Source organism: Pseudomonas pergaminensis (genome assembly GCF_024112395.2).
GTDB lineage: Bacteria > Pseudomonadota > Gammaproteobacteria > Pseudomonadales > Pseudomonadaceae > Aquipseudomonas > Aquipseudomonas pergaminensis.
Map to the genome: position 1 here is coordinate 2,690,225 of NZ_CP078013.2, position 11,790 is coordinate 2,702,014.

The following is an 11,790-nucleotide window of genomic DNA, read 5'->3' on the forward strand; positions in this document are numbered from 1 at the left end:
CCGAAACGGGCTAGCGCTTAGCGGGCTCAATCCATTTGTTGACCACCGGCGCCTGCCACTGCCCAAGGGCATCGAGCAGGGCGCCGGGGTTGTCTTCGACGATCAGCATTTGGCCGTGTTCGGCCTTCATGAAACCTTCCCTGACGGCATGTGCGAACACGCTGCGCAGCGGTGCAAAGAAATTGGCGGTATTCAGGCAGGCCACGCCTTTGTGGTGCTCGCCCAATTGCGTCAAGGTCATCGCTTCCAACACTTCTTCGAAGGTGCCGAGGCCACCGGGCAGGGCGATGAAACCATCGGCCAGTTCGCTCATGCGCGCTTTGCGGCTGCGCATGTCCGGCAGGGTTTCATAGGCGCTGAGCCCCGGTTGCAGGTGCCCAAGGTCATGCAGCAATCGGGTGATGATGCCGATCACTTCGCCACCTTCGGCCAGCGCACTGTCGGCAATCACACCCATCAAGCCCTTGGCGCTGCCGCCGTAGACCAGTCGAATGCCACGCCGGGCGATTTCTCGACCCAGGGCCTTGGCGTCCTCGGCGTACTGGGGGCTTGCGCCGACATTGGAACCGCAAAAAACCGTGATACTGCGCATCGGAACTCCTGGTTGGGGGAGGGCGTGGCAGTTTCATGCTTGGTTGCTGTCACGGACAGCGCCAAGAAATGCCCGGGCAACTAGGCCATCAGGCATGCCAGGATGCGCCGCCCCAAGGCTTCAGCGCGGGCCTGGGAGTCGATATTGGCAAAGCCCAGCAGCAAGCCGGGACCGGTCTGCTGCACCACACCCCACTCGCTCAATGCCTCCGCGTAGATACCCTCGTCCGCCAGTTTCTGCACCAGCAGGCGGTCTGATTGCGGCGCCTTGAGTCGTAGGATTAGGTGCATGCCGCCAGGCTGCGCATCGATGGAAACATGTTCGCCCATTGCCTTGCGCAAGCCGTTGGCAGTTGCCTCGCGCCGTTCGCTATACAGCTTGCGCATGCGTTGGATATGCCGGGCGAAATGCCCTTCGGCGATAAAGCTGGCGACGATTGCCTGCGTCAGTTCCGGGCAATGGCCGAGGAAGCTTTGGCTGACCTGTTCGAAACGCGCCACTTGGGCCGCAGGCACCACCAGATAGGCCAGACGGATGCCGGGGAACAGCACTTTGCTGAAGGTGCCGGCGTAGAGCACCCGGCCATCGCGGTCCAGGCTCTTGAGGGCAGGCAACGGGCGGCTGACATAGCGGTATTCGCCGTCATAGTCGTCCTCGATGATCCAGGCGTGTTCGCGTCGGGCCCAGTCCAGCAGGGCCAGGCGGTGCGGCAGCGACAGGGAAGCGCACAGCGGGCTTTGATGGGCCGGCGTGACAATCACTGCGCGTGCGGTGCTGGTGGGGGACACGCACAGGCCATCCTGGTCCACCGGAACGGGGGTCGTGTTGATTTGCAAGAACGACAGCAGCGGACGCGTCGGCGGGTAGCCGGGGTCTTCGACCAGCACCTCGTCGCCGGGTTTGAGCAAGGCATGGGTGATCAGGCTCAGGGTGTTGCGGTAGCCCGAGGTGACAAAGATCTGCTCCGGAGCGCAGTGAATGCCCCGGGCCACTTGCAGGTAGCTGGCGATCGCGGTGCGCAGCGCGGGCAGGCCGCCGATTGGCGGGTTGGCCATGTCCGCCAGTTGCGTGGCACGCACGCAGCGCGCGGCGATTTTCGACCAGATCTTGCGGGGGAAGGCGTCCAGGGCCGGCAGGCCCATCTGGAAGGGCAGGACCTGCGCCTGTTGCCGTACGGCCTTGTAGGGCGTGATGACCACCGGCGTGGGCTGGGCGCTGGCAATGCCGTGGGCAACCACCGTGCCTGCCTGGCCACGGGGTTCGAAGTAACCCTCGGCGGTCAGCAAGGCGTAGGCGTTGTCGATGGTGCCCCGCGCCACGCCCAGTTCCTTGGCCAGCGCCCGTGCGGCCGGGACGCGCTCGCCCGGCTTGAGCAACCCCTCGGCAATCGCGCGGCGAAACCGCCAATACAACTGGCGGTAGATCGGCTCGGTCGAGCCAGGGTCTGGGGGTGGCAAGGTATGCATTGAAACGATCTCCAGGTCGCGGCTGCCCTCACTGTAGTCGCTTCATGACCTATGCCCAAGTGCCATAACCGGATGTGTTGACTGGGCCATCATGGTCCAGTCGCCATGGCTGTTCATGGCCCTTCAGGGGTGGGCCATGGCGCGGCAACATGGTGCCTTCACTCAACCTAAACAGGATTCATCATGACCACTCGCCTCGACTACACCCAAGCATCCCCGGAAGGTTACAAGGCTTTCGGCGGCGTTTATGTCTACCTGCAAAACAGCGGCTTGCCCAAAGCGCTGATCGACCTGGTCTACCTGCGCGTGTCGCAGATAAACGGCTGCGCATTCTGCATCGACATGCACTCGCGTGACCTGCTCAAGCAAGGCCTGGCCGTGGACAAGCTGGTATTGGTGCCGGTGTGGCACGATGCCCGCAATGTATTCACGCCCCGTGAGCGCATCGCCCTGGCCTTTGCCGAAGCCGTGACCCGCAGCGATGTGTCGGACGCGGATTACGCAGCGGCCGCCGCCGAGTTCAGCGCCAAGGAACTGGCCGACCTCACGTATGGCATCGCGTTGATGAACGCCTTCAACCGCCTGGGCGTCACCTTTCGCACCACGCCTGCTGCGGCCCACTGAAACATTGCGCAATAAGGCAATTTAATGGCCCCTTTGTAACAAAATCCTCGCCAGAATCGCTTTTATTTTCAGGTGGTTAGGTGAGGATGCAAATGCGCACTGTTGGAATCATGCTGATCGCCTGCTCCCTGGCCGGCGGCGCGGCTGCCGTGCAGGCACGGGAGCTGCGCGAGGGTGACAAGTACATGTGCAGTTGGGGCGCCGGCACTGCCGCCAGGGCCCAGGAACTCAAGTTATCTGGAGTGTCGTTGTACGCGGCGCGGCAGAAGATCCAGACCATGAAATTCAACAAATCGTGGATGCGCATGATGGCCATGGGCATCACCGAACAAACCTACGACAGCCGCTCACGGCTCAAGCCCGAGGCGATTCGCCAGGGGTTCTATCAGGATTGCGTGCGCTACAAGGTCGCACGCAAATAACCCCTTAGCGCGACAGCGGCGAGCTGGCGTCCTCCTGGAAATACTGCTTTGCCGTTTCAATGAACCGCCGATTGGCCTGGGACAGGTATTCACTGGCGCGCCAGCACAGGTTGAAGTGCATGAACTGCGCCGGCTCGAATGACACGCCGACCAACCCCGGCTCCTGCTCCTGAACCGAACGCAGCAGGGTCGACACGCCCATCCCGCTGCGCGTCGCGGTAATCACCAGTGGCACAAAGTTGCTCTCCAGGGCGATGGTGAAACGCACGCGAGCGTTGCTGCAAAACGCATCCAGCAGATGGCGTTGCAGGAAGGTGTTGTCGAACACCAGCATCGGTTCACCCTGCAGGCGTTGCGCCGAAATGGATGGCGCGCCCGCCAGCGGATGCTGTTCGGCCATGCACAGCACCATCTCATCGCTGCCCAGCAACACCGATTCCCACGCCGGATCAACCCGCCGCGACTCCAGCAGCGCCACGTCGATGTCCCGCGTAGCCAGGCGTTCGCTGATGTCATCGGCACTGCCTTCCACCACATGCATGGCAATGCCTGGGTAACGCGTGCGAAATTGCATCAGCAGTTCGGGAATATGGCGGATGCCATACATGGGCGGCACGCCGACGCGGATCTCGCCGCTGTGCAGTTGGGTAAGGTCCTGCAATTCACGTCGGGCGCCGGCCAGTCCTTCCAGGCACGCTTCGGCACGCGCCAGGAACAACTGGCCTTCGGCGGTCACGCTGATCTGCCGCGTGGCGCGGTTGAACAGCGCTACTCCCAATTCGTCTTCCAGCCGGCTCACCGCCATGCTCAGCGCCGGCTGTGCCACGTGCAACGCGTGGGCGGCCTTGGTAAAGCTGCCTTGACGGGCGATCTCGACGCAGTACTCCAACGCTTTCAGGTTCATACGGGCTCGCATAACAAACTGTGATGACTGGTTTCACAAATGGATATTTTCTGTGATGAAGGCGAGTCTATAACCTGTCGGCATTCTTCTCCACGCCGAGTGCCACACCATGCACAACTTTCGACCTTATTGGCTTGTCACCCTGATCGTCGGTGCTTTGGGCGGCAGCCTTGCCAGTTGGGCGGGGTGGCCCTTGCCCTGGGTGATCGGCTCGCTGGTGGCGGTGATGCTGACGCGCTGCGCCGGCAGCCTGGTGCCGGAAGTTCCCCATGGCCGCCAAGCCGGGCAACTGATTGTGGCGGTCGCCATTGGCTGTCATTTCACCTTGCCGGTAATGCAGCAGGTGGCGGCCCACCTCGGGCTGATCGTCACGGCCGTGTTGCTGACGCTGGTGCTTGCGCTGTGTTCGGTGCTGGTCCTGCATCGCTGGGGCGTGGGGTTTGGCACGGCGTTTTTTGCCCTGATGCCCGCCAACTCCAGCGAAATGGTGCACCTGGGCCGCCAACGCCAGGCAGACACCAGCTTTATCGCCGCCGCCCACAGCATCCGGCTGCTGCTGATCCTGCTGACAGTCCCTGCCGTCGCCACCTTTGGCATGCCCGCCGTGGCTGCCCCTGTGCCCTTGCCGGTGATCTGGCCGTGGCTGATCTTCATTCTGGCGATGGGCTGGCTGGCGGCCCTGGGTTTCAAGCAGTGCAAGCTGCCCAACCCGTGGACGTTCGGACCGTTCCTGATCTGCGCGGTGGGAGTGGGCTGCAATCATCTGTCGATGAGCATGCCGGGCTGGCTCAGTGGCAGCGGGCAGTTGTTGATCGGCTGTGCATTGGGCGTCGCGTTTGACCGCAGTTTCTTTCGCCGCGCACCAGGGCTGCTGGCCAAGGTGATGCTGTTATTGGTCGTGTCGGTGGTCACCACCGCCGTGGTTGCCTGGGCGCTTGGCGCCGGGTTGGGCATACCCTGGCTGTCGCTGGCCCTGGGCATGATGCCTGGCAGTGCGCCGGAAATGAGCCTGACCGCCGAAGCCCTGGGGCTGGCGGTGACCCTGGTGACGGCGATGCAAGTGATCCGCATGCTGCTGATCCAGGCGGCCTGCCTGCCACTCTATCGCCTGCTCAACCCGCAGCCGCAGGTGCAAGCACCGGTCAGTGCAAAATCTGCGTAAGCCTGTCCAACTTTGCCCCGGCGACCCTGGCCATACTGGCGCCAAGTAAACGAAGAGGCACAGGCCATGACTGATTACGTATTCACCCCCGCGCCAATCCCATCCCTCGCGGTAGAAGGCAGCGAGGCGCGCTTCCCGCTGCGCCGTGTGTTCTGCGTGGGCCGCAACTACAGCGAACATGCACGCGAGATGGGGCATGACCCGGACCGCGAGCCGCCATTCTTCTTCATGAAACCTGCAGATGCGGTGGTGCCGGCGCACGGGGTGATTGCCTACCCGCCGTTGACTGCCGACCTGCACCACGAGGTGGAACTGGTGGTGGCGATCGGCAAGGACGGCGTGGATATCAGCCCGGACCAGGCGCTTTCCCACGTCTGGGGGTATGGCCTCGGCATCGACCTGACCCGCCGCGACCTGCAAGCCCAGGCGAAAAAACACGCGCGTCCGTGGGAGTGGGCCAAGGCCTTTGACGAGTCTGCGCCCACCACGGCACTGCGTCCGGTTAGCGCGGTCGGGCACCCGTCCAGCGGCAAGATCTGGCTCAAGGTCAATGGCGAACAGCGTCAGGTGGGCGACCTGGCCGACCTGATCTGGTCTGTCAGTGACGTGATCAGCCATGCCTCGCGGTCCGTCGCGCTCAAGGCCGGCGACCTGATCTTCACCGGCACACCCGCAGGCGTTGGCGCGTTGCAGCCGGGCGACGTGGTCACCGCCGGCATCGATGGCATCGGCGAGTTGCGTTTCACCCTCGGCCAGGGTTGAGGCTACAGTGGTGCCCAGGCCACACGAGAGACCGTTATGCCAGGCACCCGCGTCACCACCTATGGCATGGAACAGCGCAGCGACCGCCCCGACTTCTACATCCGCGACAAACGCGGCAGGGCGGCGCTGACCCATCCCCATCGCCATGAGTACTTCCAGATCCAGATCAACCTCGGCGGCGACACCGTGCAGCATATCGGTGGCGCAGTGCGGCCGTTTCCGCGCAAGGCCCTGGCGTTTATCCTGCCTCATCGCTTGCATGTGATTCCCCATCCCGCGGATGGCGAGTTCATGTTGATCAACTTCAGCCAGGCGTTTTTCCTGCCGCAGCTGACCTGCGACCCCTTGGACCTGGAAGACATCCCCATCGGCCAGGCGCCTGAGCTGTCGCCGTTTCGTTTCCAGGAACAGTTGGATTTCATCCTCGATGACACGGCGTTCGAGCAGGTGCAAACCTGGCTCACCCACATGCGTGAACTGGATGCCCAGCGTACCTTCGGCGCCCGTGAGCGCCTCAAGGGCTACCTGTTTCAACTGGTTGGCCTGGTCTGCGAACAGTACGCCGAGCCCCTGCAAGCCTTCGCCGCCAACAATGCCACCCAGCGTGGGCGCAAGGATGCACTGGCGCGCGTGCAGGGGTATATCCGCGAGCACCTGCATGAGCCGACGCTCAACCTGACCGACGCGGCCGCCGCCGCATTCCTGTCCCCCAATTACCTCACCCACCTATTGCGCAAGGAAACCGGCAAACCCTTCTCGCAACTGGTGCTCGACCGGCGCATGCAGTTGGCGCGTACCTTGTTGCTCAACAGTGCGCAGCTGATTGGCGCCATCGCGCACCGCTGCGGTTTTACCGATGAGGCGTACTTTTCCCGGTGTTTCCGCAAGGCCCATGGAGTGACGCCTGGGCAGTTCCGTCGCCAGCAGCATGGCGAGGCTCCGTAGGGCGTTTTACAAATCCACGACATTCACTGTGTTTCTATTTGCATACAATTGCGTCCTTCATCCGGGAGGCCAGTATGCAAACCCTGATCCGCACAGCGACACAGGACGACGTCAACACGCTTTTTGCCATTCGCACCTCGGTGGTGCAAAACCATTTGAGTGTCGAGCAAATGGCCGACCTGGGCATCACGCCACAGGCGCTGGCCGACAGCATCCGCGCGGCGCCTTGCGTATGGATCGCAGAAGTGGATGGCCAGCCCGCGGGGTTCAGCATGGTCGACCTCGCCGGGGGCGAGGTGTTCGCGATGTTTGTGTTGCCGACCCACGAGAACCTGGGCCTGGGCCGTCAATTGATGGCGGTGGCCGAGGCCGCGCTGTTTGAGCACCATGAGCGGCTGTTTCTGATCACTGACGGACGCGACGGCATACGGGCCAACGGGTTCTATCAGCGGCTGGGCTGGGCGGTGGTCGGCCAGGTCGAGGGTGGCGACGTGCGTTACGAGAAGAGCAGGGCGCCGTAACGTCATGAACGCGCCCGAGTCGCCGTCCTCCAACAGCTTTCGCTACTTCGTCGTCGGCGTGCTGTGCGTTGCGGTGTTGCTGGGTGTCTATTTTGTTTGGCTCAATGCCGAGGTTGACCGCGAGCGGGACGCGGCCAATGAGCGCCTGGCACTGTGCAGGCAGGTGGAAAGTGTGGCGCGTTCGGTACTGCCGCACAGCATTGAAGCCGAAGACACCTGCACGCATTTAAAGGGGCGTGTATCAAGAAGTGCGACAACGCAATAACCCTTTTTAATAAGTGGAAATATCACCGGTAGTTGCACCAAAAAGTGGCACTTATATACCTGCCCACCTTAAAAAAGGTGTGGTTATTGAATGACTTACAGCGCTTTTAATCCGACGAAAGGATTAAATTAATCTTGTGACGGCTTTTATCACTCGATACTATAGCCGGGCGTTCACCTCCCACGGTTTATGCATTTTTAAATCCCAAGTTTCCATCAGCTACTTGGGATTTTTTTTGCCTGCGATTTGACCTCTGCGTCACACTTCGCCGTCGGCGAATGCTGCACGCATTCGCCCAGTGCGTTTGGCCTGGTACAGCAATTTGTCGACCTCTTCGACAAACTCCAGCATCGGCGTATCAGGTTTGACGATGCGCGTGCCGACGCCGAGGCTCAGGGTGAGCAGGTTCGACACCGTCGAATAGCCGTGCTCGATCTGTTGCTGACGGACCAGATGCAGACAGCGTTGCGCCACTTGCCTGGCTGATTGCGCATCGGTTTCCGGCAACAACCACACAAATTCCTCACCGCCGATACGTGCAATGAAATCCCGTGGCCGGTTGGCCGCCTGGGACAGGGTGTTCGCCACGTGCCGCAAGCATTCGTCGCCCTTGATATGGCCGTAGTGGTCGTTGTACTGCTTGAAAAAATCGATATCCAGAATGATCAACGACAGCGGCAACTGGCTGCGCTGGGCGCTGGCCCATTCGCGTTCCAGTACGGTGTCGAACATGCGCCGGTTGGCGATGCCGGTCAGGCCATCCTGGTAGGAGTATTCCTCAAGTTGTTTTTGCAGGCGCACCAGGTGTTCTTCGGTCTTCTTGCGCTCGCTGATATCGAACATGAAGCCGATCAAGGCCTCGACCTCACCGTCCTTGCGCACCACGTGCACCACATCGCGAATCCATACGTAGTCGCCATTCACCGTCAGCGCCCGGTAGTCCGCCTCATGGTCCACCCCGGCGCGCGATTGCGACACGCAGAAGTTCACCACATAGTCGCGGTCGTCGGGGTGCATGCGCTCGACCCAATCGTCCACGCTGACCCAGCTTTGCGGCGCCCAGCCGAGCAATGTCTCGATCTGCGGGCCGATGTAGCTGAAGGTCATGGTCGGCCAATCGATGCGCCAGGGGATGGCCTTGGTCGACTCCAGCAAGGTCTTGTACACATCGCTGTCGGGCTGGCTCGGGGGGTCGATGCTCATGGTGGGCTGCTCAGGATGATGGCGAAAAGCCAAGAGCCTCTTTCGATCCTGGCGTCGAGTCAAGTGCTCGCCGCAACAGCAGACGAGAGGTCCAAAGGCAGGTTTTCTGGCGTCAGCGATTCGACGTTTCCAAGGCGAAATGAGGCCTGGCTAACACTTTCGCATGAATCGCTACATGCCCCGTAAAACCTCATCTACTCTGTCTCCATCACAACTACCGGGTGAGGCCCAGGGAAGGGGACTTATCATGATTTCAATCGTTGAATTCAACCGCATCATGGCGTCGGGGTTCCTGCCGCTGACGTGCGACTGCACGCTCAACAGCGACGGCTCGTTGCGCATCAATATCTTCGAACCGGTGTCCGGCCGGGTCGAGCTGTTACTGACGGGTGTGTCCCCCAACGGTTTGGACAGCATCCGTTCCATCTCAAACCTGATTGGCGAGTTGCGCACCGAGATCAAGGCTGGGCGCCGTGGGTTTGCGGCGGTGGGCTAGCCGTTGACGGTGTGGCTCGGCGCATCGAGGGCGCCGTAATAACGCCAGCAGCAATGGCGGTGTTCCGGCACGATCACGCAGCCGCTCAGGCTGACAATCAGCAGTGCGGCAACCAGCATGTAAAGTCGGCGGTACATGGTGTTTCCTCTTGGGTTGATCAGCGTTAATCCTTCAACGCCGCCACGTGGGTAAATCCGTCGCCAAGCTTTCAAACATTTCATCAAGCCCCGCCATCCCCTGGGCAATACTGCTCCCGTAAATAATCCGCGCGTTCTGCGACGGATTTTTCACCACCCGCCGTTCAACCCATCAGCAACCTGCACTGTCGCCCGTTGCATGAAGGAGTTGCCATGAGACCCCTGGCCAAATTGCGTTTTGCCTTGCTTGCTCCGCTGGCCCTCGCCGCGTTTGTCAGCACCCTTGTGTTTGCCCAGACCGAAATCATCATCCGCCAGGCGCCACCGCCGCAACGCGTGGAAGTGATCCCTGTGGAGCGCCCCGGTTACGTCTGGGACCGCGGGCACTGGCGCTGGGAAGGGCGTGGCTACGCCTGGGAGCCTGGTCATTGGCAACCGGTGATGCGCAACGCGCGCTGGGAGCCCGGCCACTGGGAGGCCCATGGCCCCAATTGGTACTGGCGTGAAGGGCATTGGATCCGCTGACCGAGAATTGCCCGATTGAAAGACACTGATCCGGACGTTGAACTGCTTGCACGTATCAGCAACAACGAGCCTGCGGCCGTCAACGAAATGGTGACGCGCAAACTGCCGCGTCTGCTGGCGCTTGCCAGCCGGATCCTGGGGGATGCCGATGAGGCCAAGGACGTGGCCCAGGAAAGCTTCCTGCGCATCTGGCGCCACGCGGCCAGCTGGCGCAGTGGCGAGGCGCGCTTCGACACCTGGCTGCACCGGGTCGCGCTCAACCTGTGCCATGACCGCTTGCGCCGGCGCAAGGAGCGCCCGTTGAGCGACGACGACACGGCGGCGTTGGTCGACACCACGCCGTCCCTGGACGAACAGTTGGAAGCCGCCGACCGCAGCGCTCGCATGGCCGCCGCGTTGGCGGCGTTGCCCGAGCGGCAGCGTGAAGCGATTGTGTTGCAGTACTACCAGGAGCTGTCGAACATCGACGCCGCGGCCCTGATGAATATCAGCGTCGAGGCACTGGAGAGCCTGCTGTCGCGGGCCCGGCGCCAGTTGCGCAGTCAACTTGCCGACACACCCGGGCTTGCCCGCCCAGGAAGGGGAACATCATGACACCTGAACGATTTGCTTATCTGGCCGACGCCTACGGGGCCAATCTACAGCGCTGGCCATTGGCAGAGCAAGGCGCCGCCCAGGCGCTGCTCGACAGCGGTAATGCCAGTGCGCGCGACGCAGTGCACGCCGCTGGCTGGCTGGATGCCCAACTGGACAGCCATCAACTGGCCTTTCTCGACCCGGCACTGACCCGGAAGATTCGCCAGTCTGCGCCGCGTCGCGCGTCGTTCTGGTCGCGTTATGCCGGTTGGTTGTCGCCTGCGGGGCTGGTGGGGGTGGGCATTGCCGGCATCGTCACCGGCATGCTGGTGGCGTCCATGAGCGTGCCGCTGCCGATGGTGTCCGCCGAGGTGTTGCCCAGTGTGTTTGATCAGGGCGATGCGCAGGTCATCTTTTCCGTCAACGCCGAGGACACCGAGCAATGAGCGCCCAATCCCTGAAACCGTGGTTGCTTGTCTCGGTGCTGCTCAATGTGTTTTTGATCGGCGGGGTGGGCGGTGGGTGGTACCACTGGGTGGCGAGTGCCAAGCCGGTGGAGGCGGTGGTCAACCAGCATGGGTTGCGGCAGGCGATGGTCAAGTTGCCCCCGGAACGGCGCAAGGAATTGCGCGCATTGCTGCGGCAGAACCGTGCGGACAGTCAGCCGTTGGTGATGGCGGGGCGGGAAGCGCGGTTGGGGGTGATCAAGCAACTGGAGGCGCCGACGTTGGACCGGGATGTGTTGGTGACGGAGTTGGCCAAGGCGCGGGAGGCGGATATGGCGTTGCGGGCGTTGGTGGATTCAACGTTGGCGCAGTTTGCCGCGACGTTGCCTCGGGAAGAACGGCAGAGGTTGGTGGAGGCGTTGTATTTGCGGGGGCAGGAAGGAGGGAAGAAGCCTCGGTCTTGAGTACAGGATTACGGCCAGCGTGTTTGACGGGGCGCCTAAGATCAATACCAAAAAGCAAGAGCACGCCGGCCTGTGTGGTTGGATCATAAGCAGGTACGTGTAGGCACTGGCTTGCCGGCGATGCTAGCGCCTCGGTGATGCGGCCAAGTGGATTCAGGGCTGCTTCGCAACTCTGCATTTGGACGGCCTTGCACCTCGACGTGTTGCAAGCGCTTGGGTACCTTGAGCACGGCGGCGTGCTGCCGTTTGTGATCCGCAAGACCGTGCAACGAACCCGCCC

17 protein-coding genes are annotated in these 11,790 nt (G+C 62.1%); 12 read left to right on the forward strand and 5 right to left on the reverse strand.

Annotated elements, in window-relative coordinates; all coding sequences use genetic code 11:
- Nucleotides 1–10: 10 nt before the first annotated feature.
- Both KUA23_RS12215 and pdxR read right to left on the reverse strand, forming a co-directional pair.
- The gene (locus KUA23_RS12215) at nt 11–592 is read right to left on the reverse strand and encodes an LOG family protein (RefSeq protein WP_252994023.1); all 582 of its coding nucleotides are present in this window, start codon (nt 590–592) and stop codon (nt 11–13) included.
- An 80-nt stretch (nt 593–672) separates the two neighbouring features.
- Nucleotides 673–2,058 (reverse strand): MocR-like pyridoxine biosynthesis transcription factor PdxR, encoded by a 1,386-nt coding sequence (gene pdxR, locus KUA23_RS12220; RefSeq protein WP_252994024.1) that lies wholly within the window; start codon nt 2,056–2,058, stop codon nt 673–675.
- A 183-nt stretch (nt 2,059–2,241) separates the two neighbouring features.
- Between pdxR and KUA23_RS12225 the strand changes: the two genes are divergently transcribed.
- Both KUA23_RS12225 and KUA23_RS12230 read left to right on the forward strand, forming a co-directional pair.
- Nucleotides 2,242–2,682 carry a carboxymuconolactone decarboxylase family protein gene (locus tag KUA23_RS12225; protein WP_100490957.1) on the forward strand — a complete coding sequence of 147 codons (441 nt, stop codon included), beginning with the start codon at nt 2,242–2,244 and terminating at the stop codon, nt 2,680–2,682.
- A 92-nt stretch (nt 2,683–2,774) separates the two neighbouring features.
- Nucleotides 2,775–3,104 (forward strand): hypothetical protein, encoded by a 330-nt coding sequence (locus tag KUA23_RS12230; protein WP_034104451.1) that lies wholly within the window; start codon nt 2,775–2,777, stop codon nt 3,102–3,104.
- Nucleotides 3,105–3,108: 4 nt separating this feature from the next.
- On the opposite strand, the gene KUA23_RS12235 is transcribed toward KUA23_RS12230, so the two are convergent.
- Nucleotides 3,109–4,008, reverse strand: a complete 900-nt coding sequence (locus KUA23_RS12235) for a LysR family transcriptional regulator (RefSeq protein WP_078048052.1) — start codon at nt 4,006–4,008, stop codon at nt 3,109–3,111.
- A gap of 109 nt (nt 4,009–4,117) precedes the next feature.
- On the opposite strand from KUA23_RS12235, the gene KUA23_RS12240 reads away from it, so the two are divergent.
- From KUA23_RS12240 to KUA23_RS12260, 5 genes are all read left to right on the forward strand, one after another.
- Nucleotides 4,118–5,170, forward strand: coding sequence for an AbrB family transcriptional regulator (locus KUA23_RS12240; RefSeq protein ID WP_214497607.1), 1,053 nt, complete (start codon nt 4,118–4,120; stop codon nt 5,168–5,170).
- Between the two features lie 66 nt (nt 5,171–5,236).
- On the forward strand, nt 5,237–5,932 hold the full coding sequence (locus KUA23_RS12245; RefSeq protein WP_100490955.1) for a fumarylacetoacetate hydrolase family protein: 696 nt from the start codon (nt 5,237–5,239) through the stop codon (nt 5,930–5,932).
- A 36-nt stretch (nt 5,933–5,968) separates the two neighbouring features.
- Entirely contained in the window at nt 5,969–6,877 is a 909-nt protein-coding gene (locus KUA23_RS12250) for a helix-turn-helix transcriptional regulator (protein ID WP_252994025.1), read from the forward strand.
- A gap of 74 nt (nt 6,878–6,951) precedes the next feature.
- Nucleotides 6,952–7,398 (forward strand): GNAT family N-acetyltransferase, encoded by a 447-nt coding sequence (locus tag KUA23_RS12255; protein WP_252994026.1) that lies wholly within the window; start codon nt 6,952–6,954, stop codon nt 7,396–7,398.
- A gap of 4 nt (nt 7,399–7,402) precedes the next feature.
- Entirely contained in the window at nt 7,403–7,663 is a 261-nt protein-coding gene (locus KUA23_RS12260; protein ID WP_252994027.1) for a hypothetical protein, read from the forward strand.
- A 258-nt stretch (nt 7,664–7,921) separates the two neighbouring features.
- On the opposite strand, the gene KUA23_RS12265 is transcribed toward KUA23_RS12260, so the two are convergent.
- Nucleotides 7,922–8,866, reverse strand: a complete 945-nt coding sequence (locus KUA23_RS12265; RefSeq protein WP_100490953.1) for a GGDEF domain-containing protein — start codon at nt 8,864–8,866, stop codon at nt 7,922–7,924.
- A gap of 247 nt (nt 8,867–9,113) precedes the next feature.
- Here KUA23_RS12265 and KUA23_RS12270 point away from each other — a divergent pair, with 247 nt between their 5' ends.
- Entirely contained in the window at nt 9,114–9,362 is a 249-nt protein-coding gene (locus tag KUA23_RS12270) for a DUF1652 domain-containing protein (protein WP_078048059.1), read from the forward strand.
- Here KUA23_RS12270 and KUA23_RS12275 read toward each other — a convergent pair.
- On the reverse strand, nt 9,359–9,499 hold the full coding sequence (locus KUA23_RS12275; RefSeq protein WP_177409459.1) for a hypothetical protein: 141 nt from the start codon (nt 9,497–9,499) through the stop codon (nt 9,359–9,361). The genes KUA23_RS12270 and KUA23_RS12275 overlap by 4 nt on opposite strands.
- A gap of 213 nt (nt 9,500–9,712) precedes the next feature.
- On the opposite strand from KUA23_RS12275, the gene KUA23_RS12280 reads away from it, so the two are divergent.
- Genes KUA23_RS12280 through KUA23_RS12295 form a run of 4 tightly spaced genes read left to right on the forward strand, consistent with a single transcriptional unit; the run spans nt 9,713 to nt 11,510 of the window.
- The gene (locus KUA23_RS12280) at nt 9,713–10,024 is read left to right on the forward strand and encodes a YXWGXW repeat-containing protein (RefSeq protein WP_252994028.1); all 312 of its coding nucleotides are present in this window, start codon (nt 9,713–9,715) and stop codon (nt 10,022–10,024) included.
- A 15-nt stretch (nt 10,025–10,039) separates the two neighbouring features.
- Nucleotides 10,040–10,618 carry an RNA polymerase sigma factor gene (locus KUA23_RS12285; protein WP_099493940.1) on the forward strand — a complete coding sequence of 193 codons (579 nt, stop codon included), beginning with the start codon at nt 10,040–10,042 and terminating at the stop codon, nt 10,616–10,618.
- Complete coding sequence (locus KUA23_RS12290; protein WP_252994029.1) at nt 10,615–11,046, forward strand: hypothetical protein; 432 nt, start codon at nt 10,615–10,617, stop codon at nt 11,044–11,046. Before KUA23_RS12285 ends, KUA23_RS12290 begins: the two co-directional genes overlap by 4 nt.
- Nucleotides 11,043–11,510 carry a periplasmic heavy metal sensor gene (locus KUA23_RS12295; RefSeq protein ID WP_099493938.1) on the forward strand — a complete coding sequence of 156 codons (468 nt, stop codon included), beginning with the start codon at nt 11,043–11,045 and terminating at the stop codon, nt 11,508–11,510. The genes KUA23_RS12290 and KUA23_RS12295 overlap by 4 nt, the downstream gene beginning before the upstream one ends.
- Nucleotides 11,511–11,790 lie beyond the last annotated feature (280 nt).

Bases quoted from the DNA above. Each gene is read 5' to 3' on its own strand.
- KUA23_RS12215 (WP_252994023.1), bottom strand. From the start codon at position 592: ATGCGCAGTATCACGGTTTTTTGCGGTTCCAATGTCGGCGCAAGCCCC.
- pdxR (WP_252994024.1), bottom strand. From the start codon at position 2,058: ATGCATACCTTGCCACCCCCAGACCCTGGCTCGACCGAGCCGATCTAC.
- KUA23_RS12225 (WP_100490957.1), top strand. From the start codon at position 2,242: ATGACCACTCGCCTCGACTACACCCAAGCATCCCCGGAAGGTTACAAG.
- KUA23_RS12230 (WP_034104451.1), top strand. From the start codon at position 2,775: ATGCGCACTGTTGGAATCATGCTGATCGCCTGCTCCCTGGCCGGCGGC.
- KUA23_RS12235 (WP_078048052.1), bottom strand. From the start codon at position 4,008: ATGAACCTGAAAGCGTTGGAGTACTGCGTCGAGATCGCCCGTCAAGGC.
- KUA23_RS12240 (WP_214497607.1), top strand. From the start codon at position 4,118: ATGCACAACTTTCGACCTTATTGGCTTGTCACCCTGATCGTCGGTGCT.
- KUA23_RS12245 (WP_100490955.1), top strand. From the start codon at position 5,237: ATGACTGATTACGTATTCACCCCCGCGCCAATCCCATCCCTCGCGGTA.
- KUA23_RS12250 (WP_252994025.1), top strand. From the start codon at position 5,969: ATGCCAGGCACCCGCGTCACCACCTATGGCATGGAACAGCGCAGCGAC.
- KUA23_RS12255 (WP_252994026.1), top strand. From the start codon at position 6,952: ATGCAAACCCTGATCCGCACAGCGACACAGGACGACGTCAACACGCTT.
- KUA23_RS12260 (WP_252994027.1), top strand. From the start codon at position 7,403: ATGAACGCGCCCGAGTCGCCGTCCTCCAACAGCTTTCGCTACTTCGTC.
- KUA23_RS12265 (WP_100490953.1), bottom strand. From the start codon at position 8,866: ATGAGCATCGACCCCCCGAGCCAGCCCGACAGCGATGTGTACAAGACC.
- KUA23_RS12270 (WP_078048059.1), top strand. From the start codon at position 9,114: ATGATTTCAATCGTTGAATTCAACCGCATCATGGCGTCGGGGTTCCTG.
- KUA23_RS12275 (WP_177409459.1), bottom strand. From the start codon at position 9,499: ATGTACCGCCGACTTTACATGCTGGTTGCCGCACTGCTGATTGTCAGC.
- KUA23_RS12280 (WP_252994028.1), top strand. From the start codon at position 9,713: ATGAGACCCCTGGCCAAATTGCGTTTTGCCTTGCTTGCTCCGCTGGCC.
- KUA23_RS12290 (WP_252994029.1), top strand. From the start codon at position 10,615: ATGACACCTGAACGATTTGCTTATCTGGCCGACGCCTACGGGGCCAAT.
- KUA23_RS12295 (WP_099493938.1), top strand. From the start codon at position 11,043: ATGAGCGCCCAATCCCTGAAACCGTGGTTGCTTGTCTCGGTGCTGCTC.